15 protein-coding genes are annotated in these 19,935 nt (G+C 73.0%); 5 read left to right on the top strand and 10 right to left on the bottom strand.

The window, feature by feature from the left end; translation table 11 throughout:
• Nucleotides 1–135: 135 nt before the first annotated feature.
• On the top strand, nucleotides 136–1,629 hold the full coding sequence (locus tag ACZ4VK_RS34170) for an alpha/beta hydrolase (RefSeq protein WP_468361001.1): 1,494 nt from the start codon (nucleotides 136–138) through the stop codon (nucleotides 1,627–1,629).
• Between the two features lie 31 nt (nucleotides 1,630–1,660).
• Here ACZ4VK_RS34170 and murQ read toward each other — a convergent pair whose 3' ends face one another.
• Both murQ and ACZ4VK_RS34160 read right to left on the bottom strand, forming a co-directional pair.
• Entirely contained in the window at nucleotides 1,661–2,590 is a 930-nt protein-coding gene (murQ, locus tag ACZ4VK_RS34165) for an N-acetylmuramic acid 6-phosphate etherase (protein WP_468360998.1), read from the bottom strand.
• 56 nt (nucleotides 2,591–2,646) lie between these two features.
• Entirely contained in the window at nucleotides 2,647–3,564 is a 918-nt protein-coding gene (locus ACZ4VK_RS34160) for a MurR/RpiR family transcriptional regulator (RefSeq protein WP_468360995.1), read from the bottom strand.
• 126 nt (nucleotides 3,565–3,690) lie between these two features.
• Here ACZ4VK_RS34160 and ACZ4VK_RS34155 point away from each other — a divergent pair, with 126 nt between their 5' ends.
• Both ACZ4VK_RS34155 and ACZ4VK_RS34150 read left to right on the top strand, forming a co-directional pair.
• Nucleotides 3,691–4,047 (top strand): hypothetical protein, encoded by a 357-nt coding sequence (locus ACZ4VK_RS34155; protein WP_468360992.1) that lies wholly within the window; start codon nucleotides 3,691–3,693, stop codon nucleotides 4,045–4,047.
• A 49-nt stretch (nucleotides 4,048–4,096) separates the two neighbouring features.
• On the top strand, nucleotides 4,097–4,366 hold the full coding sequence (locus ACZ4VK_RS34150) for a DUF4031 domain-containing protein (RefSeq protein WP_468360989.1): 270 nt from the start codon (nucleotides 4,097–4,099) through the stop codon (nucleotides 4,364–4,366).
• Nucleotides 4,367–4,402: 36 nt separating this feature from the next.
• Here the strand turns inward: ACZ4VK_RS34150 and ACZ4VK_RS34145 are convergent, their stop codons facing one another.
• The 6 genes from ACZ4VK_RS34145 to ACZ4VK_RS34120 all read right to left on the bottom strand — a co-directional run bounded on the left by ACZ4VK_RS34145 (nucleotide 4,403) and on the right by ACZ4VK_RS34120 (nucleotide 9,386).
• On the bottom strand, nucleotides 4,403–5,755 hold the full coding sequence (locus tag ACZ4VK_RS34145) for a hemopexin repeat-containing protein (RefSeq protein WP_468360986.1): 1,353 nt from the start codon (nucleotides 5,753–5,755) through the stop codon (nucleotides 4,403–4,405).
• A gap of 73 nt (nucleotides 5,756–5,828) precedes the next feature.
• Nucleotides 5,829–6,059 (bottom strand): hypothetical protein, encoded by a 231-nt coding sequence (locus ACZ4VK_RS34140; protein ID WP_468360983.1) that lies wholly within the window; start codon nucleotides 6,057–6,059, stop codon nucleotides 5,829–5,831.
• A 73-nt stretch (nucleotides 6,060–6,132) separates the two neighbouring features.
• Nucleotides 6,133–6,330: a hypothetical protein gene (locus tag ACZ4VK_RS34135; protein WP_468360980.1), complete on the bottom strand. Its 198-nt coding sequence runs from the start codon at nucleotides 6,328–6,330 to the stop codon at nucleotides 6,133–6,135.
• A gap of 66 nt (nucleotides 6,331–6,396) precedes the next feature.
• Nucleotides 6,397–6,597 (bottom strand): hypothetical protein, encoded by a 201-nt coding sequence (locus ACZ4VK_RS34130; RefSeq protein WP_468360977.1) that lies wholly within the window; start codon nucleotides 6,595–6,597, stop codon nucleotides 6,397–6,399.
• 27 nt (nucleotides 6,598–6,624) lie between these two features.
• A complete protein-coding gene (locus ACZ4VK_RS34125; protein WP_468360974.1) occupies nucleotides 6,625–6,807 on the bottom strand; it encodes a hypothetical protein in 183 nt (60 codons plus the stop codon).
• A gap of 47 nt (nucleotides 6,808–6,854) precedes the next feature.
• Nucleotides 6,855–9,386 (bottom strand): cyanobactin maturation protease PatG family protein, encoded by a 2,532-nt coding sequence (locus ACZ4VK_RS34120; RefSeq protein ID WP_468360971.1) that lies wholly within the window; start codon nucleotides 9,384–9,386, stop codon nucleotides 6,855–6,857.
• Between the two features lie 549 nt (nucleotides 9,387–9,935).
• Between ACZ4VK_RS34120 and ACZ4VK_RS34115 the strand changes: the two genes are divergently transcribed.
• The gene (locus tag ACZ4VK_RS34115) at nucleotides 9,936–10,397 is read left to right on the top strand and encodes an AfsR/SARP family transcriptional regulator (protein WP_468360968.1); all 462 of its coding nucleotides are present in this window, start codon (nucleotides 9,936–9,938) and stop codon (nucleotides 10,395–10,397) included.
• Here the strand turns inward: ACZ4VK_RS34115 and cpt are convergent.
• Complete coding sequence (cpt, locus tag ACZ4VK_RS34110; protein WP_468361236.1) at nucleotides 10,394–10,924, bottom strand: chloramphenicol phosphotransferase CPT; 531 nt, start codon at nucleotides 10,922–10,924, stop codon at nucleotides 10,394–10,396. The genes ACZ4VK_RS34115 and cpt overlap by 4 nt on opposite strands.
• A 103-nt stretch (nucleotides 10,925–11,027) precedes the next feature.
• A complete protein-coding gene (locus ACZ4VK_RS34105; RefSeq protein WP_468361233.1) occupies nucleotides 11,028–12,230 on the bottom strand; it encodes a Cmx/CmrA family chloramphenicol efflux MFS transporter in 1,203 nt (400 codons plus the stop codon).
• A 507-nt stretch (nucleotides 12,231–12,737) separates the two neighbouring features.
• Between ACZ4VK_RS34105 and ACZ4VK_RS34100 the strand changes: the two genes are divergently transcribed.
• Nucleotides 12,738–19,922 (top strand): polymorphic toxin type 27 domain-containing protein, encoded by a 7,185-nt coding sequence (locus tag ACZ4VK_RS34100; protein WP_468360965.1) that lies wholly within the window; start codon nucleotides 12,738–12,740, stop codon nucleotides 19,920–19,922.
• Nucleotides 19,923–19,935: the final 13 nt, after the last annotated feature.

The following is a 19,935-nucleotide window of genomic DNA, read 5'->3' as shown; positions in this document are numbered from 1 at the left end:
GTTCCGGCCGGTGGCCTTCCCGCTGTCAGGCCCTCGCCGTCCTGGAACTCGATCAGCCGCATGGGGGTTGGCCCCACCCCCGACCCGCGTGCCTGCCGGATGGGGTGGCGGCGGCCCGTTCGGGAGGCTGTCCGCATGACAACGAACCGTGGACGCAAGGCCCTGCTGCTCGTCCTCTCGGCCGCCGCCGTCGCCGGCGTCGCCCTCACCGGCGGAGGCGCGGCCCCCGCCGTCGCGGCCGGTCTGGAGTGGGGCGACTGCGACCCCGCCGTGAAGCCGCTGCCCGGGCAGCGGTGCGCCACCCTCTCCGTACCCCTCGACTACGCCGACCCCCACGGCGAGCAGATCGGCCTCGCCGTCTCCCGGCTGCCCGCCGAGGGGTCCAGGGCGCGGCGCGGGACGCTGATGGTGATCCCCGGCGGGCCCGGGAGTTCCGGTGTGCAGCGGCTCGCGCAGAAGGGGGCCGCGCTCGCGGCGGAGATGGACGGGGCGTACCACCTGGTGGCCTTCGACCCGCGCGGGGTCGGCGGTTCCGCGAAGGCGCGGTGCGGGCTCGCCGAGGGCGACCGGCGCCTGGTGACCCTGAGGTCCTGGCCCGCCGCGGACGGCGGCACCGGGGAGAACGTGACCCGGGCGCGCCGGATGGCGGAGGCGTGCGGGCGCAACGGCGGCGCGATGCTGCGCGGCCTGACGACGGCCAACCAGGCGCGGGACCTGGACCGGCTGCGGCAGGCGCTCGGCGAGCGGAAGCTGTCGGCGTGGAGCGTGTCGTACGGGACGTACGTGGCGGCGGTGTACGCGCAGAAGTTCCCCGGGCGCACCGACCGCTGGGTCCTCGACAGCAGCGCCGACCCCGACCCGGAGCGCGTGGCCCAGGGCTGGCTGGAGAACATGGCGCGCGGCGCCGAGGACCGCTTCCCCGACTTCGCGGCCTGGGCCTCGGACCCGGCCCGCCCCGCCGCGCTGCGGCTCGCGGAACGCCCGCAGGACGTCAGGCCGTTGTTCCTGTCCCTCGCGGCCCGGCTCGACCGCGCGCCGCGCCCGTCGGCGACCCCCGGCGTCCCGCTGACGGGCACGGTCCTGCGCCAGGCCCTCCAGCAGGCGCTGTACTCCGACGCGTCCTTCGCGTCCTTCGCCCGTCTGCTGTCGCAGGCCCTCGACCCGGCGGGCGTGCCGGTGCTGCCGCCCGAGCTGACCGGGCCGATGCCCGACGAGGCGGCGACGGTGAGCGTCGGCGTGATCTGCAACGACGTGGACTGGCCCGCCTCCGTCCCCGCGTACGAGCGGGCCGTCGCGGCCGACCGGGCCCGTCACCCGCTGACGGCGGGGATGCCGGCGAACATCACGCCGTGCGCCTTCTGGAAGGGCGGCGCGGTGGAGAAGCCGACCCGCATCACCGACGAAGGCCCGTCCAACGTCCTGATGATCCAGAGCCTCCGCGACCCGGCGACGCCGTACGCCGAGGGGCTGCGGATGCGGGAGGCGCTCGGCGAGCGGGCCCGGCTCGTCTCCGTCGACAGGGGCGGTCACGCCGTCTACCTCGGCAACGGCAACGCGTGCGGGGACCGGGCGGTGACCCGCTTCCTGAAGGAGGGCGTACGGCCGGACGGGGACGTCCTCTGCCGGTGAGCGTCGGTGGGTCCCTGAGCGTCGGTGGTGCTCAGTCGGTCTTCGGGTGCAGTGCCGCGCGCAGGCGGCCCCGGGAGGTGGTCAGCCGTTCGGCGGCCGTCGGGGCGTCGACGTCGGCGAGGATCATGAGGATCGCGTTCTTCACCTCGCCGTCGGCTGCGGCGAGCGCGCTCTCGATCTGCTCGTCGGGCGCTCCGGTGGCCAGGGCGACGATCCGCCGCGAGCGGGCCTGGAGCTTGTCGTTGGAGGCGCGGACGTCGACCATCAGGTTCCCGTACGTCTTGCCGAGCCGGATCATCGTGATCGTCGAGATCATGTTGAGGACGAGTTTCTGGGCGGTGCCCGCCTTGAGCCGGGTCGAGCCGGTGAGCAGCTCCGGTCCCGTGACGACCTCGATGCCGTGCTCCGCGGCGGCGGCGAGCGCGCTGTCCGCGTTGCAGGACAGGCCGATGGTGAGGGCGCCGAGCGCGCGGGCGTGCTCGACGGCGCCGATGGCGTACGGGGTACGGCCGGAGGCGGAGATGCCGACGACGGTGTCGTCGGCGGTGACGCCGAGCGCGGTGAGGTCCTCGGCGGCGAGTTCCTTCGAGTCCTCCGCGCCCTCGACGGCCTTGACCATGGCGGAGGGGCCGCCCGCGATGAGGCCGACGACCTGGGACGGGTCGGTGTTGAAGGTGGGCGGGCACTCGCTGGCGTCGAGGACGCCGAGCCGTCCCGCGGTGCCGGCGCCCAGGTAGAGGAGGCGTCCGCCGCGGGCCATGCGCTCGGCGGTGGCGTCGATCGCGGCGGCGATGGCGGGGAGCTGCCGGGCGACGGCGGCGGGGACGGTCCGGTCCTCGCCGTTCATGAGCGCGGCGATCTCGGCGGTCGGCAGCCGGTCGATGTCGGCGAGTTCGGGGCGGAAGGCCTCGGTGGTGAGGGTGGCCAGCTGGGCGCGGAGTTCGGAGTAGGTAGCAGACACGTGCGGCTCTTTCGATGCGTGGTCGTGCGCCGGGGTCGGCGTTCTTGCTGTCGTCGTCAGCGGGTGCGGGGCGCGTGGCGGTGGGCGAGGGCTTCGTACGAGGCGGCGAGGGCGGGGGCCGCCGTCTCGTACGTACGCTGGGTGACGCAGGTGAACAGGCAGTCCACGACGAGGAGTTGACTCGTACGGGACGACATGGCCGCCGGGCGCAGTTCGCTCTCGCGGGCCGTGGAGGTGGTCAGTACGTGGTCGGCGTACTGCGTGACGGGCCCGTCCGGGCGGCCGGTGATCGCGACCGTGGTGGCGCCGTGGTCGAAGGCGACCCGCAGTGGTTCTATGACGTCCCCGGTGGAGCCGGAGTGGGTGATGGCGATGGCCACGTCGCCCGAGCGGAGCTGGACGGCGTTGGTGACGGCGAGGTGCGGGTCGCTGTGGGCGTGGGCGATGAGGCCGATGCGGAGGAGTTTCTGGCCGAGGTCCTGGGCGACGAGCCCGGAGGCGCCGATGCCGTAGATGTCGATGCGGCGGGCGGTGGCGAGGGCGGCGACGGCGGCGCCGAGCTGGACGGTGTCGAGTCCGGCGGCGGTGTCGGCGAGGGTCTGCTGCTCGTCGTAGGCGAGCTTGGCGACGACGTCGGCGATCGGGTCGTCGACGGCGATGTCGGCGGTGACGGCGGGCGCGCGGCCGGACTGCTGCTGCGCGGCGAGCCCGGCGAGGGCGAGTCGCAGGTCGCGGTAGCCGGGGTAGCCGAGGAGGCGCGCGGTGCGGACGACGGTCGCCTCGCTGGTGCCGGTGAGCTCGGCCAGGCCGGTGACCGTGAGCGCGGCGCAGCCGGCCGGGTCTCCGGCGACGGCCTCGGCGACCCGCTGCATGGAGCGGGTCATGGACGGCGCGAGGGTCCGCACCTTGGCCGCGAGGGCGGCGGGCGCGGGCGGCGCGTCGCTCGTGAAACTTTCCTTCACATCATTGGTCACATGTGAAAGATACTTTCGGAGGGTGGGGCCGACAAGACCCCGTCGGTCCCTCCCGGTCGGTCCGGGCTCCGGGCGGGGCCTTCGCCCTTTTCGCGTGGTGGGCGCACCTCGGGTGACAATGAGTCCATGGACGACATCGACCCCGTGGAGCAGGCGCTGCACGCCGCTCGCGCGCTGGTACTGGCCGACCTGGCGGCCCGGGAGGTCGCCGCCGCCGAGGTCGTGTCGATGGTGGAGGACGCGGTGACCCACCGCCGCTGGTGGGTCGAGCAGTGGCCCGAGGGCGTGACGTACGTCGCCGGTCTCGTCGCCCAGGACGTCCAGGACGCCCTGCTCGAACGGTACGGCCGCTGGCCGATCTGCCCGGTCTGCGCCTCGGGCGACCCGCACGCCCTGGACGTGGAGCCCGAGCTGGGTCCCGACCCGCACTGGGTCTGCGGCAAGCAGGGGGTCGTGGTCGCGCGGGTGGGGGGCCTGACATGAACGGACGGCACGACGTGAGCGGACGGCACGGGGCGAAGGCGGTCAGGGCGTGACCCTCTACATCGACCCGCCGACCTGGCCGGGGCACGGCCGCATGTGGTCCCACCTGGTCAGCGACGTCTCCTTCGAGGAGCTGCACGCCTTCGCCGCCTCGATCGGCGCCCCGCCCCGCGCCTTCGAGCGCGACCACTACGACATCCCCTCCGACCGGTACGCGGACGCCGTCACGGGCGGTGCGGTCGAGGTCGGCTCCAAGGAGCTGCTCCGGCGCCTCACGGCGGCGGGACTGCGGCGGCCGAAGGGCCGGCCGGTCGCCTGACGCCCCTCGGGCGCCGGGGTCTCGGGGCGCCGGGTCTCAGGGCAGCCTGGTGACGCCGATCTGCAGGTGGAAGTGGTCCTGGTGGGCGGCGCGGAGCTTGGCGTTCTCGGTGCCGGGGGCGGCGTCCGGGGCGTAGTCCGGGTAGATCACGAAGCCGGTGCCGCCGAGCTCCGGCATGGGCCACTTGTTGGCCCGGCCGATCGCCGTCGCCTCGCACTCGAACGTGCCGAACCGGAAGACGGTCGTGAAGAGCCCGTACCCGAGCGGGTCCACGGCGGGGTCGATGCGGACCTTGACGCCGGGCGGGCGCGGCAGGTTGCCCCAGTCCTTCTTCACCGACCGGGTGAACGCGGTCCCGTCCGACTGCCCCGTGATGCCCGAGAGATCGAGCGCGCGGCCCTGGTTGTGGCAGTCCTTCGGGTTCGGTCCGCCGTGGCCGATGCCGAGGTGGAGGAGTTCGGCGACGTCGGGCGCCGAGGAGTTGATCCAGCGGGTGAGGCGGTACAGCGCGATCAGCATGCGCTGGTCGAGGTTGTCGATGATCGTGGACGTCGGGGCGATCTGGTTCGTATAGCGGATGCCGCCGAACGTCGGGGGGCTCACCACGACCCGCTGCGCGGGCGTCGGTGCCACGATCCCGGTCGGCCCGTCGACGAACGCCGGGCTTTTCAAGGTCAGTTTGCCGCGTCGGATCAGGTCGGCCATGAGGTGGTTCGCCTGCGCCGGAGTCAGCACGCGGGCCGGGGCCACGGCCCCGGACGGGGTGGGCTGGAGACGGAAGGAGGCGTCCGTGGGACCACTCGCGTCCACTTGGTCGGCATCCACGTCGAAGCGCTGGAACTGGTCGCCGCGGAAGAAGTAGGCGAACCGGCCGCCCGGGTACGCGGCGGCGTGCACGCCGCCGGGGAAGAGCCCCGTCCAGTTGCCCGCGATGGTGCGGGGGTAGCCGGGGTCGACACGGTCCGCGGTCATGTCGTACCGGACGTACGAGCCGCCCTTGAAGAGGTACACCTTGCCGTTTCCCCAGTTCACGGCCGCGTCGACGCCGGTACGCCAGTCGACGCCGCCGCCTGCTCCGGTGGGCAGTCCCGGCCAGCCCTGTTCGAGGGTGAAGTGGGGCGGCAGGTACGCGGCCTCCACGCCGTCGGCGCTGTCGTCGGTCGGGTTGTCGTAGCGGACGTAGGTGCTCCCCAGGAAGGCGTACGCCTTGCCCGCACCCCACCAGACGAAGGCGTCGGGGGAGCGGGGGAGGCCCGGCCAGTTGGAGAGGGGCAGCCCGGAGTCCTCGCGTACGCCGGTGACCGAGTCGTACCGGTCGTAGGTGTCGTCGGCGTGGAAGAGGTACGTCTTGTCGTTCGGCCAGGAGACGGCCGATGTCACTGCGGCCATGGCGGTCTTGGCTCCTTCCCGCGGGGACGGTCCGCCGGTGGGGTGGACCGTCCCCTTTCCTTTCCCCCGTCCCTCACAGGACGCCGGTCCACCGGCACGACGTGGGGGCGCACTGCCAACCGCGGTCGTAGCTGTGCACGAGCGGCGCAGGGGCCCCGGGCAGACTCCCGAAGTTGCCCCGCGGCTGGACGTGCACGCGCTGCTCCACCTTGTTGACGTCCACGAAAGTGACGACGATGCGGTACGGCGGGTAGGGCACCCGCCGGTCCACCGCCGGTGCCAGCTTCGGCAGATCGAGTCGCATGGTGCTTCCTCGGATCGGGCGGGACCGTGCCGGGTACGTGCCCCGGCACCGGTCCCGCTGGGTGACTCAGAACTCAGATCGGCAGGATCTCGCTGAGAATGCTGCCCAGGAACCCGCTGGCCGCCGCGCCGCCGGAGGTGTCCCCACCCTCGGGGTGCTTGCCGCGCTCGACGGGCGCGGACTGCTGGGGGAGCTGGAGCCGGAGCTGTCCGGCGGTGGACCGGCGGGGCGTGGTGGCGCCGCCGTCCCTTGCCTGTGTCTCTTCGAACATGGTGCTCTCCTTTCCTATCGTCTCCTACTGCGGGCGAGAGGTCCTCCGCTGAGGTGCGGGAGGTCCTCAGAACGGCAGGATGTCGCCGAGCAGGCTGCCGAGCAGGCCGCTGGCCGCCGCGCCGCCGGAGGTGTCGCCACCCTCGGGGTGCTTGCCGCGCTGGACGGGTGCGGACTGCTGGGGGAGCTGGAGCCGGAGCTGTCCGGCGGTGGACCGGCGCGGCGTCTCGCCGCCGGTCTCGGGGGTGGTGTGGGTCTCGTCGAACATGATCGTGTCCTTTCTCGAAGGCTCCGGTCAGCCGGCCACGCCGTACTGGGCGTAGCACATCTGCCTGGCCGGGCCGGTCATGGTGGCGCAGGAGGACATGGCGGCCACGACGCCGGTACGGGCGTCACGGGCTCCGGTCTCGGGCCTGTCGCGGTGGACGGGGCGGGCCTGGAGCGGCATGGCTCCCGGGCGGTTGCGTCGGGTGTCCATGGCGGTGTCTCCTCTCGCTGGTCGGCGGTACTTCGGGCCGTGGGGCTTCAGAAGGAGCCGAGGAACGTGTGGACCGGGGCGAGGGTGACCGGCAGCTCGTCGCTCACGTCGATGGTGAACAGGTACGAGAGCCGGGACCTGCGTTCGTCCTCCGGGTCGTAGAAGGTCACGGTCACGTCCTGGCAGTCCGAACCGACCCTGCAGTACGGGCTCTTGGTGACGGTGATGGTGTCGAGCGCGTACAGGTTCTTGGTGGAGCCCGGCACCTTGCTCGCGGACAGCAGGCCTTCCGCGATCTTGTCGCCGAACAGGAAGGCGTTGGTGCCCATGTAGTTGAGTGCGCGGTCGGCGGACGTCTGGCCGAGGTTGCGGAACTGGTAGTAGATCTTGTCGAGGAGGGACCGGATCGTCAGCTTCAGGTCGGCCTCGTCGCGGAGCTGTACCTTGCTCTGCTTCGTCTTGTCCTCGGGTGTCTGGATCTCGGCGTCCTTCTTGACCTGGGTGAAGACGGAGTCGACGAGAGCGGCTTCGTTCCACGTGTACAGGCCCCGGCTCTTGACCTCGACCACCGGCACGATCTGACCGGAGTAGAGGCGCGTGGTGCGGCCGGTGAGGACGCCGGGCACGGAGACGCGGGAGATGTACCCGTCGCGTTCCTTCGCGTCGTCCGGGTTGAGGGCCTGGCCCCAGATGGCGTCACGGAAGACGCGGTAGACCGTCGATACGGGCGGGTTGGCGAACAGGCGGAACAGGTCGGCGTCCGTCCTGCCCTGCTCGATGGCGATCCGGCCCGCGCTCTTGTGCTTGCTCGCGACCTCCTCCGGGGGGACGAGCGGCTCGCTCCAGTCCATGCCCGCGGAGGGTTCGGCCTCCAGCGCGTACACGGTGGCGCCGTCCATGGTGAGGGTCCAGGTGAGCTTGTCGGAGGCCCATGGGGCGCTCGCGAGGTAGTCGCGGAGCTGGCGGGGGCTGTACGGGTCCGGCGCCTGCTCGACCGGCTTGCCGTCGACCTCCGCGGCGAAGTACGGCATCTGCTGCCGGAAGCTGTCCCGGCGTGCCTCGGTCGGGTAGTCGAAGCCGATGGCGCCGATGGCGTAGATCAACTGACGGGGGGAGCCGCCGCCGGCACCGCCGCAGGCGCAGGCGGCAGGATCGCCGCCGCAGCCGCACGAGGGGCGCACTCCGGCGCTCATTGAGGTGTAAGAGGCGTGCATCGGGGGCGCAGTGGCACTCGGTGCGGAGGCAGGAGCGGCCGGGGCCGGGGCCGGGGCTGCGGAGGCGGGAGCGGCTTGGGCCGGGGCGGCCTGCGGCGCAGCCTGCGCGGCCTGGACGGGAGCGGCCGGGGCCGGAGCGGCCTGGACGGGAGCCGCTTGGACCGGGGCCGCCTGCACGGGAGCTGGGGCCGCCTGGACCGGCGCTTGGGCGGTCTGGGCCGGGGCCGTCGGTGCCGCCGTCGGCGGGGGCGGCGCCTGGGCCGCGGGCTGTGTCGTCGGGGCGGGCGGCACCGGGGGCGGCGCGCCGCCGTCGGCGGTGATGCCCGCCGGTACCGGAGAGGCCGCCGGCGCGGGGGCCGTGGGCTGGGCGGGTGCGGGGGCCGCTGGTGTCCCGTACGGCGGGTACGCGGCCGGGGCGACCTGGGGTGCCGGGGCCTCGGACGGCGTGGGGGCGGCTGCGGGAGTGGTCACGGCTGTCTCCTCTTTCCTGGTGGCGGGGGCGAGGGCCCGGACGGCGTCCAGGCTGCCGCCGAGCCCGCGGCGGCAGGTCGGGGCGTCCGGGTCGCCACAGTCGGGGGCTGTGGCGGTCGCGAGCAGTACCTGCCCCGCGGCCTTCGGGTCCGCCGCCCCGCCGCCGGCCAGCTGCGCCGCGACGAGCAGCGCCGCGGTGCCGGCCACGAGCGGGGTGGCGAAGCTGCTCCCGGTGAGGGTGGCGAGCCCGCCGCCGGGCGCGGCGCCCTCGATGTCCTGTCCGGGGGCGAGGACGCCGTGGGTGCGGTAGTCGGCGCCCCAGTTGCTGATGTCGAGCGGGGAACCGTCCGCCGCGGCGGCGCCGACGGCCAGGACGGAGGGAACGGCGGCCGGGACCTGGTGGGCGTCGGCCCCGTCGTTGCCGACGGCGGCGACGACCAGGACTCCCCGGTCCTCGCAGAGCCGCAGGGCCCGTTCGAGGAGGGCGTCGGCCTGGCTGGCGTCGGTCCGTTCGCCGCCGCTGATGTTGATGACGTGCGCGCCTTCCTCGACCGCCCGCTCGATGGCGCGGGCCAGGTCCATCTGGGGCACCCGGCCGTCTCCGCCGTCGCGGAAGACGGGGAGGATCAGACCGCGGGAGCGCGGGGCGAGCCCGGTGACGGGGCTGCCGGGCATGCCGAACAGCAGGCTGGCGACGTGGGTGCCGTGCAGGGACATGGGGCCGGAGCCCGCGGGCTCCTGCACCAGTGTGTCCAGGCGCGTAAGATCCGCGCCGGCGAAGCAGGGGTGGGAGAGGTCGACGGGGCCGTCGAGCATGGCCACGCACACCCGCGGATCGCCGAACGGCTCGTCGGGCCGAGAGCGGAGTTCTCCCAGGACTGCCCGAGGCTTCATCTCGGACCTGCTTTCCGTGCCCGTGGGCACCACGTGCGGAAAGGCTTCCGGATCCGACCCTGGAGTGCCGCCGTCGGTGCTTCGTCACCCGGAATGTGCAAGCGGCGTCGCCGGAGCGTTTCCGGTTCGTTGCCGGGGTGCCCCCCGGGCCGTTTGGCCGCCGGTCAGACCGGGCGCGCGGCGGGCCCGGCCGCGCTCCGATCCGTTACGGGGAGGTCCGGGGCGGCACGGTGGGCCCGTACGGCGCGGGCGGATGCGCGGATGCGTGATCCACCGGCCGGTTGCACAGTGAGGGATGTGTCATCGAACGGCGTATACCTCGAACTGCTCGGTGCTTTCGAGCTCTCATACGCCGGATGCCGCATCCCTCTCCCTTCAGGGGCGCAGCGCCTGTTGGCGCTTCTCGCCGTGCACGCGGCCGGCGGTGTGCACCGGGGTGTGGCAGCCGAGCGACTCTGGCCCGACTGCAGCCCCAGCAGGGCTTCGGCGAACCTCAGGACCGCGCTGTGCCACGGCCGGCGGGCGGGTTCCGTGACCGCGGTGGAGTGTGTGGACCACAGGCTGCGGCTGGCCCCGGTCGTCGAGGTCGACCTGCACACCGTACGGGCCCTGGCGCGGGGAGCGGTGGCGGACGCCGCGCCGCCCGCCGACCCGGAGCCGCTGGTGGCGAAGCTGGGTGAGGAGCTGCTGCCCTCCTGGGTGGACGAGTGGCTGGTCCTGGAGCGGGAGCGCTGGGACCAGGTGCGGCTGCACGCGCTGGAGAGCCTGGCGCAGCGGCTGCGGCGGGACGGCGCGTATCTGGCGGCGGTCCAGACGGCGCTGACCGCCACTCAGATCGACCCGATCCGGGAGACGGCGCACCGCATTCTCATAGAGATCCACATCGCCGAGGGCAATACGGCATGCGCGGTGAAGCGGTACAAGGAGTATCAGCGGCTGCTGCGACAGGAGTTGGACGTCGAGCCGTCGCCGCTGATGACGCGCCTGATGCGGGACCTGACCTCGGCCTAGCCGGAAGCTGTGACGTGGGCGGCGATCGTACGCGCGCATTCCAGCGACTCGGTGTGCGTGGTGTCGACCTCCACGTCGTAGACGACGCCCTGGTGCACGATGTCCGCCTGCTTCGCGGCCATTCCGGCGACCCGGTCGCCGCGTGCGACCTCGCGGCCCTCGGCGACGGCGCTGTCGCAGCGGACGCCGACCCAGAGCACGTCGAGGTCGCCGGTGACGTTCCGCCAGCGTTCCTGGGCGGCGGCCCCGCCCAGGAAGACGTCGTCGATGATGATCCGGGCGCCGGCGCGGGCCATGGCGACGACGCCCCGGGCCCAGGCGCCTTCCAGGGCGCGGAAGTCGGCTCCGATGTTCACCCCGCCGTCGGCGTCGAACTCGATGCCCCCGTCGGCGCTCTGCATCCTCCGGGGCATCGCGTCGATGAGCGAGTCGACTCCGAACGCCAGCCAGGGGTCCGGCAGTACGGCCTGGAGGCACCGTACGATCCCGGACTTCCCCGCGCTGGAGCCGCCGTTGAGGATGATCATCCGTGTCGTCACGGCGTCACGGTACGCCGGTGACGACACCGTACGAAGCGAGTTTCGGGGCCTCGAAGGCGTCGGGCGTCCCGGGCGGTCCGTTCCCTCGTCGTCAGCGGGCCGACACGGTCTTCTCGGCCTGTGGCGCACCGGACGTCACCACGCGGGACGGGGACCTGTGGAGCTTCAGCGCCACCGCCGCCGTCCCGAGGCCAAGGGCGGTCATCGCCGCGCCCGCCCAGGCCGTGGAGGCGAAGCCGAGGCCGGCGTCGATGACCGTGCCGCCGAGCCAGGGGCCGCCCGTGTTGCCGAGGTTGAAGGCGGCGGTGGTGGTGGCTCCGGCGAGGGTGGGCGCGGCGCCCGCGACGTTGAACATGCGGGCGTTGAGGGCCGGGGCCGTGTAGAACGCGGAGACGCCGAGGAGGAACGTGAGGACGACGGTCGCGGCCGGGCTCGTCGCGAAGAGGGCCAGGGCCACCAGGAAGACGGTGGAGGCGGCGATGCCGGTGAGCATCACCCCGAAGAGGTGGGCGTCGGCGACGCGGCCGCCGATCGTCGTGCCGACGACGGCGCCGATGCCGAAGAGCCCGAGGACGCCGGAGACCCAGCCCTTGTCGAGGCCGGAGACGTCGGTGAGGAGCGGGGCGAGGTAGGAGAAGGCGCAGAAGACGCCGCCGGCCGCGAGCGCCGTGACGACGACGGAGAGGAGGACCTGCCGGTCGCGGTAGATCGCGATCTCCCGCTTCAGGCGGGGCTTCGTCTCGGGGAGGGGGATGCGCGGGATGCGGGTCACCACGCCGACGAGCGCGATGGCGGAGGCCGCGCCGACCGCCCAGAACGCGGAACGCCAGCCGAGGTGCTCGCCCAGGAACGCGCCGGCGGGGACGCCGAGGACGTTGGCGATGGACAGACCGCCGATCATGACGGCCATCGCCCTGGCCCGTGAGCCGACCGGGACCATCGCGATGGCGACCGCCGCGCCGACCGCCCAGAAGCCCGCGCAGGCGAGGGCGCTGATGACGCGGGAGGCGAAGAGGATCGCGTAGTTGGGGGCCAGGGCACCGGCTATCTGGCCGAGGCCGAAGACGGTGATGAGGGCGATCAGGGTGGTCTTGCGGGGGAGCCTGAGGGTGGCCACCGCGAGCAGCGGGGCGCCGACGACCATGCCGATCGCGAAGGCCGAGATGAGGAGGCCGGCGCGGGGGATGGAGACGTTCATGTCCTCCGCGATGGGCGGAAGCAGCCCGGACAGCATGAACTCGCTCGTGCCGAGCGCGAAGACGGAGAGGCCGAGGATGTAGACGGCCAGGGGCATGCGGGTGCCGGGGGCGGGGGGTGCGGAGGGCTCGGGGGCGGGTGTCGTGGGCTCGGCGGAGGAAGGCGGCATGACATGCGTCAACCTGGTGTTTGTGCCTGTCATTCCCGGTTCGCGGGGGATCTCGGCATGCGGGACAGCGCGTGGTCCAGGCCTTATAACGGCCGGTAACAACGTGATCAATCAGCGAGGCGCCTTGTCCCTCGGTGGGCGATTGTGTGCCCTTGGTGGAGATTATTTGATCTTCACGTGTGGCGTCGGACATGACACAGTCGTGGAGTAAGCGGCAGCGCCGGGTTCGTGGGGGGCGAGCATGCCGGTGCTGTCGTACCGAGGGGGAACTCTGTCTGGTCGGCGAACCGTCGACTGTGTCATGCCCATGTTCAGCGTGTGCTGCCGGACGATCGCGAGATTGCAAGGCAGAACATGTCATTGCTCAGAGACGCCGGCAGACGCCGGCGTCGCATACGGTCCGCCCTGACCAAGGGGACCGCTACCACCGCCCTCGTGACGGCCTCCGCCGTACTCCTCGGCCTGATCCAGGCCTCGCCCGCCATGGCCGAGACCGAACCCGAGACGGACGACCTCACCCAGTACCAAAACACCATCGGCAGCGACCGGCGGCGCGACCGCTGCATCGCCGGCCTGGCGCTGCACGTCGGCGGTCCGCTCGCGAAGGCCAAGGCCATCGAGGGCCTGACCGGCACGGAGCAGCAGCTCAGAGACATCGCCGTGGGCAAGGAATGGTTCTACGTCAACCCGCTGGTCGAAGCCTCCAAGGCCGACAAGGATGCGGCGTACGTCTACCGCAACATGGTCACCGAGCGCAATGACGCGCTCGGCACCACCAACCGGTCCTACTACCTGTCCGCGGGAAGCAGCGCCGGCCTGACCTGGTACGCGCCGAAGTTCGGTGCGGAGGTCACGCATTTCACCACGACCACGCAGATCGATCTCGGCTACCGCGTGGGCCAGATCGAGACCAGCAAGCCCAGCGCCGAGGCGCTGGAGCGCGTGAGGGTCCTCGCCGAGGAGAACAAGGGCAAGGACGCGCTCCACGACTGGGCCGCGAACTCCCTGCTCCGCTACTCCTCCCCGACCTCCAGCGACATCGCGGCCTACCTGAAGCGCGGTGGCTTCCCGTCCGTGGAGCCCGCCGAGGACTCGCCCGAGTACCGGGTCGAGATCGAGGACATCAAGCAGGCCTGGGCCGCCTGCGACTACCAGAACCCGTGGGATCCCTCCCGCAAGCTCAACCAGCCGCTCATGACCGCGATGCTGGAATGGGAGCTGGAGTACGCCGGTCAGGCCGGCCAGCGCGCCACCATCGTGCGCGCGGAGGCCGACGCCTCGGCGGCGACCCGCGAGGCCACCGACGACCTCATCGAGGCCCTCGGACAGGCCTGGCTCGCCGACCAGATCCTGAAGTGGCAGAAGCACTGGCGCGACATCATCGCGAAGTACCCCGGCTACTACAGCGACGAGCCCGACGAGGCCGAGTTCGCCAAGTCCGACGCGAACCTCGCCCACTACCGGGACAACGTCGCCGCGCTCGTCACCTCGGCGAAGGCCCAGTCGGCCAAGGCGGCGACCGCGGCCCAGTCGGCCGTGACCGCCCAGCAGGAGGCCTGGGCCGTCGCCGACGCAGCCCATGTGCCGCGCGGCCGTGGCCTGATGTACGCGCAGCAGTCCGTGCAGGTGGTCCGTGCCTCCGCCGCCGCTGCCGCCGCCGCGACGAAGGCGACCGAGACCGCGCTCGCCTCCGCCAACGCCACCGTCGACACCAGCGCCGCGCTCCTCGCGAAGGCGCAGACGCAATCGCTCGCCATCGACACGGAGTTCCGCCGGGTCGCCGCCGAGGAGGCCGCCGCCCAGGCGAAGGCCGCCGCCGACAGCGCCGAGGCCAACGCCACGGCCGCCGCCGAGAGCGCCGCGACCGCGAAGGCCGCGCGGACGACGGCAGAGCAGAAGCGCGACAAGGCCGCGACCGCCGCCGCCACGGCTGCTTCCGAACGTGCCAAGGCGCAGGCGGAGCAGGCCACAGCCGTCGCCTCCCGGGCGAAGGCCGCCGCCGAGCGGACCAAGGCCAAGGAGGCCGAGGAGCGGGCCGCCACCCAGCAGACCACCGCCACGAGCGCGGGTACGGCTGCCGGAGCGGCGACAGCCGACGCGACGGCGAAGCGGAAGGTCGCCGACGAGAAGGCGAAGGCCGCGCAGACCGTGCGGGAGCGGGCGGTCGCCGCGCTCCGGGCGAAGCAGGCCACCGCGGCCCGCGCCGCCGCGCTCGAAGCCGCGGCCACCGCCGCCGAGGGCAGCGCCGCCGCCGCCGAGACGCGGGCGGCGGCCACCACGGCCCGTACGGCCGCGAACCAGGCCGTCCAGGCCGCCACCGCCGCCCAGACCGCCGCCGACCAGGCCACCGCCGCCGCAGTCTCGGCACGCACTGCCGCGACCACGGCGGAGGGTGCCGCCGAGCGCGCCGAGGCCAACGCCGACACGGCCTGGGCCGCTTTCTACGCCTCCCAGGGCGCGGCTTCCACGGCGCACGCCGCCGCGGCCACCGCCCTGGACGCGTCGCAGGACGCGGCGATCCGTGCCGACAACGCGGCGACGGCCTCCGAGAACGCCACCGAGCTCGCCAAGAAGGCCCAGCAGGAGTCGGTCGCCGCCGGAACCGGTGCGGACGAGGCCGTGAAGTCGGCCGCGACCGTCGTCGGCCGCGCCCACGCCGCCGCCCAGGCCGCACTCGCGGCCCGGGACGCCTCCACGGCGGCGATCACCGCCGCGGCCGAGGCTGTCGCCATCGGTACGCCGTACCAGGAGAAGGACAGCGCGGCCGCGTTCGCCGTCCTCGTCGGCCAGTCGTCGAAGACCGCCGCCGAGCAGCAGGCCGCCGCGGCCGAGGCCAAGGCGGCCGAGGCCGACCGGGCCGCCGAGTCGGCGCAGCAGACCGCCGCGCAGGCCACCGGCGACGCGAAGCTCGCCGCCGAGGCGGCCGCACGCGCCGCCACCGATTCGGTGCGCGCCGTCGAGGCCCTGAGCCGCGCCCGGGGGGCCGCGACCGACGCGGCCGCCGCGAGGAAGGGCGCGAAGGACGCGTCCGACGCCGCCGCCGGCCACGCCGAGCAGGCCGGGAACGACGCCCTCAGCGCTCGTACCACCGCCGGTGCGGTGAGCGGCATCGCCGCCGAGGCCGAGCGTGAGGCCACGGCCGCCGAGCGGCACGCCGCCGAGGCGAACGAGAAGGCCGGCCGGTCCGCCGAAGCCGCCGAGGAGGCCGCTCGCAAGGCGGCCGACTCGGAGAAGGACGCCAAGAACGCGGAGGACAAGGCGTCCGACGCGGAGGGCGACAGCTCGGCCGCCGAGGAGGCCGCCAAGAAGATCGAGCAGGAGCAGCGCGAGAAGAACGAGGCCGCGCACCAGGAAGCCCTGCTGGAAGACAACGTGCCCATCAAGGGTGGCGCCTCCAACTGGCCCGCGCTCGGTGACCGCGAGGAGCAGATCCTGCTCGGCGCGTGTGGTCAGACCTGTGTCGACGACTACCGGAAGGGCCTCGCGGCCGTCTCCGTGAACGTCGTCGAGTGGGCGACCGCCAACGGCGGGCAGATCCTCTTCGAGCAGCTCGACCCCGCCAAGGTCAAGGGATGCCTGGCGTCGTCCGACGTGGACGACTGCCTCTGGGCCCTCGTCGACATCCCGTCGTCCGCTGTGATCGTGGGACGTGTCCCCGCGCTCGCCGTGGCGATCGAGAAGGTCTCCGACGGCATGCGGACGATCTTCGACGCTGCCGACAACGCGCTGCGCAGGCTCAACGAGCTCGCGGCCGTCATCAGCGGCGTCCGCTCCACCCCGCGCCTGGAGCGCTGCATCACCGGTGTCGCCCTGCACGCGGGCGGTGCCAGGACGAAGGCCAAGGCCATCGAGGGCCTGACCGGGACCGACGCGCAGCTGCACGCGGTCATCGGCGACCTCACGTGGATCCAGCTGATGCCCCTGGGGCAGGCCAACTCCCAGGACAAGAACGCCGCCTACGAGTACGTGGACGCCATCGCGGCCCGCAAGGCCGTCCTGGAGGACGCCAACGAGCCGTACGCGATGAGCTCGTTCAGCGAGCAGATCACGCTGCACGCGCCGGAGTTCGGCGCGGAGATCATGGCGTTCACGCACGCCACGCAGCCGAAGCTGTCCGCGCGTCTCGGCTGGGACGGGCACACCAACCCCAGCGCGGAGGCGCTCGCCCGGGCGAAGGCCGTCACCGACCAGAACCGTGGCAAGGACGACTGGCACGACTCCGCGGCGGACTCCATGCTGCGCGACGCCAGTACGACCAACAGCATGTTCTGGGGCGGCACCACGTCGGCGGACATCGCGACGTACCTGCGGCACGGCGGTTTCCCCGCCAAGAAGGTCACCGAAGGTACGGCCGCGTTCCGCGTCGAGGTCGAGAACCTCAAGCAGGCGTGGGCGACGTGCAACCACGGTGACCCGGTCGATCCGCGCAACGCCCTGAGTGACGTCGTCTCCCGGGCCTCGGCCGAGTGGGAGTCGGAGTACGCGGGCCAGAACACGCAGCGCGGCCTCATCATGCGGGCCGAGGCCGACGCCGCAGCGGCGACGAAGGCCGCCACCGACCACATGATCGAGGCCATCGGTCAGGCGTGGCTCGCGGAGCAGATCCTGCTCTGGCAGAAGTACTGGCACGACCAGCTCGCACGCGATCCGAACCACCTCTTCAAGCCGAAGCAGGCCCTGTTCGACCAGGCGAAGACGGACCTCACCAAGGCCCGGGGCAAGGTCGAGGCGCTGGTCACCAAGGCGAAGGAGCAGGCCGCCCTCGCCTCCGCCGCGTCCCAGCGCGCGGTGACCGCCCAGCAGGACGCCTGGACGATCGCGGACGCCTCCGAGGTGCCGCGCGGCCGGGGTCTGATGTACGCCCAGCAGTCGGTCCAGGTCGCCCGCGCCTCCGGCGCGGCCGCCACGGCCGCCGCGAAGGCGACCGAGACGGCTCTGAACGCGGCGAACGCCACGGTCTCGACGTCCCAGACGCTGCTGGCCCTGGCGCAGACCCAGGCGCACGCGGTGAACACCGAGTTCCGCCGCATCGCCGCCCAGGAGGCCGCCGCCCAGGCGAAGGCCGCAGCGGACAGCGCGGACAGGCAGGCGGCCGAGGCCGAGGCGAACCTCAAGATCGCCCAGGAGGCCCGGGCCACCGCGGAGAGGGAGGAGCAGGAGGCCAAGGCCGCGGCCGCCACGGCGCAGGCCAAGCGTGCCGAGGCGGAGCTGGAGCGTGCCAACGCGGCCGCGCACCGGGCGACCGCGGAGCGCGAGCGGGACAAGGCCTCAGCGGCCGAGGCCCGTGCGGTGGAGGAGCAGGGCAAGGCGAGTTCCGCCGGTGCCACGGCGGACGCCGCGGGCGAGACGGCCGGGTCCAAGCGGGACGAGGCGGCGGAAGCGGAGGAGGAGGCGAGGCTCGCGCGGAACCGGGCCGTCGTCGCCGAGCGCGAGCAGCGGGCGGCGGAGTCGAGGGCCGCGGCCACCGAGACGGCCGCCAGGGCGGCCGAGGGCACCGAAGCCGCCACCGAGACCCGGGCGGCGGCGAATGAGGCCCGCGCGGCCGCGAACACGGCGACCACCGCGGCCACCAACGCGCGCGCCGCGGCCGACGAGGCGGGCACGGCAGCCGTCAACTCCCGGGCTGCCGCGACGAAGTCCAAGGCGGCCGCCCATCGCTCCGAGGCCGCCGCCGACGGCGCCTGGGCGGCGTACTCGACCGCGCTCGGTTCGGCGGCGGCGGCCCACGCGGCCGCCGCGACGGCGATCGACGCCTCAGAGGCGGCCGCGCAGAACGCGCGGAACGCCGAGGCCGAGTCGAGGAAGGCGTCGGCCGCGGCGGTCGTCGCCAAGCAGGAGGCGGCAGTCGCGCACAGCGAGGCGCTCCTGACCGCTCAGTGGGCGGCGAAGACGGCTGGGTACGCCTACGCCGTCGCCCAGGCGGCGAGCGCTGCGCGGGACACCGCGACGCAGGCGGTCAAGCCGGCGAAGGAGGCCATCGCGATGGGTTCTCCTTACCAGGAGACCGACGCGTCGGCGGGCTTCGCGGTACTCACCGGCCAGAGCGCGCTGACTCTCTCGGAGCAGCAGGCGAAGGCCGCCGAGGCCAAGGCGACCCAGGCGGCCGTGTACGCGGCGGAGGCTCAGCGCCTCGCCGATCAGGCGGCGGCCGACGACAAGCTGGCCGCCCAGGCGGCAGCGGCGGCGGCCAAGGACGCCGAGCGCGCGGCGAACGCCGTGAAGCGCGCCCAGGCCGCCGCGGTGGAGGCGGAGAAGGCGGCCAAGGCCGCTCTGGCCGCCGCCAAGCGGGCCGACGGCTACGCCCTGCAGGCGGGGTCCGACGCCCTCGCCGCGACGACCGCCGCCAACGCGGCGATGGGTGAGGCGAACGCGGCCGACAGCGCGGCCACGGAAGCGGAGAAGGATGCCGCCAGTGCTCGTGCGGCGGCGACCACGGCGGAGAACGATGCCGCGAGGGCGCGCACCACGGCCACCCGGGCCGAGAGCGACGCCGACGCGTCCGAGACCTCCGCGGCGAACGCGCAGGCGCTCGCGAAGGAGGCCGACGACGCCGCCACGCGGGCGGAGGAGGCGTATCGCCAGCGGGTCCTGGAGCAGCAGGCCGCCCACGTCGAAGCGGGTTCCCTGTACGACGGGCCACAGCTTGGCGTCGACGACGAGGAGCTGCTGAGGCAGCTGTGCGGTCAGACCTGCGTCGACGACTACAAGGCGGCCAGGGACCTGGCGTCCGGCGACATCATCGAGTGGGTCAAGGCCAACGGCGGAGCGATCCTGCTTGAGCTGTTCGGCCTGGCCAACATCAAGGAGTGCCTGTCCACCTGGGACTTCGAGGCCTGCATGTGGGCCATCCTCGACGTGGCGGCGCATCTCGTCCCCGTCCTGAAGATCCCCGCGGTGGCGAAGGCCCTCTACCGGATCGGCAACGCGCTCTACGGCTTCTTCGAGCAGTCCAAGCGCGCCCAGAAGCTGCTCGCCAAGTACAACGCCCTCATGAAGAAGGCCAAGAGCCTTCCTTCCTGCCTGGTTCCGCAGCCCAAGAGCGGGTCCTCGGGTGCCTCGTTCGTCAGCACGGCGTCGTTCACCACGGCCTCGTCCAGCGGGACGTCGTTCACGACGGCGTCGTTCAGCGCCTCTTCGTCCTCCTCCTCGGGCAGCTACCACGGCTGGGACGAGTACGACGAGTCCCCGCAGCCGCCGGCCGTCGACCCCACGGACTGGGACGACTGGATGCCTCCGCACCAGCAGGAGGAGGACCCGGGCGGCTGGGAGAAGGTCAACCCGGGGAAGATGTGCCGGAAGGTGATGGCCGGCAAGTGGTTCTTCGACGAGATCAGGGACTACCACTTCGACGGTGGCAAGAAGACCGAGAAGGACAAGGGGATCTGGAAGGCCAACACCACCGACAACATGCTGCAGAAGATCTTCGACCTGGCGGAGCACAAGTGCGATCCCTGGCTGCCGGCTTCGCAGCCGCTGTACCGCAAGTGTGTCTTCAACCCCGGACTCGGAACCGTCGGCAGGTCGAACCGCGACAGGACCGACACGCCCACCGCGTGGGTGGAGCTCGTCGTGTCCGTCGAAGGAGACGCGATCACCATGTACCCCGTAGCCAAACCCTGACAGGAGCTCGTGA

This window comes from Streptomyces sp. NPDC028711 (assembly GCF_055565415.1).
Note: the sequence above shows the minus strand (reverse complement) of the source record. Positions and strands in the feature narration are given on the sequence as shown.

What these genes read in the sequence shown, in the direction of transcription:
- ACZ4VK_RS34170 (WP_468361001.1), top strand. Translation starts at nt 136, where the DNA reads ATGACAACGAACCGTGGACGCAAGGCCCTGCTGCTCGTCCTCTCGGCC.
- ACZ4VK_RS34155 (WP_468360992.1), top strand. Translation starts at nt 3,691, where the DNA reads ATGGACGACATCGACCCCGTGGAGCAGGCGCTGCACGCCGCTCGCGCG.
- ACZ4VK_RS34145 (WP_468360986.1), bottom strand. Translation starts at nt 5,755, where the DNA reads ATGGCCGCAGTGACATCGGCCGTCTCCTGGCCGAACGACAAGACGTAC.
- ACZ4VK_RS34140 (WP_468360983.1), bottom strand. Translation starts at nt 6,059, where the DNA reads ATGCGACTCGATCTGCCGAAGCTGGCACCGGCGGTGGACCGGCGGGTG.
- ACZ4VK_RS34135 (WP_468360980.1), bottom strand. Translation starts at nt 6,330, where the DNA reads ATGTTCGAAGAGACACAGGCAAGGGACGGCGGCGCCACCACGCCCCGC.
- ACZ4VK_RS34130 (WP_468360977.1), bottom strand. Translation starts at nt 6,597, where the DNA reads ATGTTCGACGAGACCCACACCACCCCCGAGACCGGCGGCGAGACGCCG.
- ACZ4VK_RS34125 (WP_468360974.1), bottom strand. Translation starts at nt 6,807, where the DNA reads ATGGACACCCGACGCAACCGCCCGGGAGCCATGCCGCTCCAGGCCCGC.
- ACZ4VK_RS34120 (WP_468360971.1), bottom strand. Translation starts at nt 9,386, where the DNA reads ATGAAGCCTCGGGCAGTCCTGGGAGAACTCCGCTCTCGGCCCGACGAG.
- cpt (WP_468361236.1), bottom strand. Translation starts at nt 10,924, where the DNA reads ATGATCATCCTCAACGGCGGCTCCAGCGCGGGGAAGTCCGGGATCGTA.
- ACZ4VK_RS34105 (WP_468361233.1), bottom strand. Translation starts at nt 12,230, where the DNA reads ATGCCCCTGGCCGTCTACATCCTCGGCCTCTCCGTCTTCGCGCTCGGC.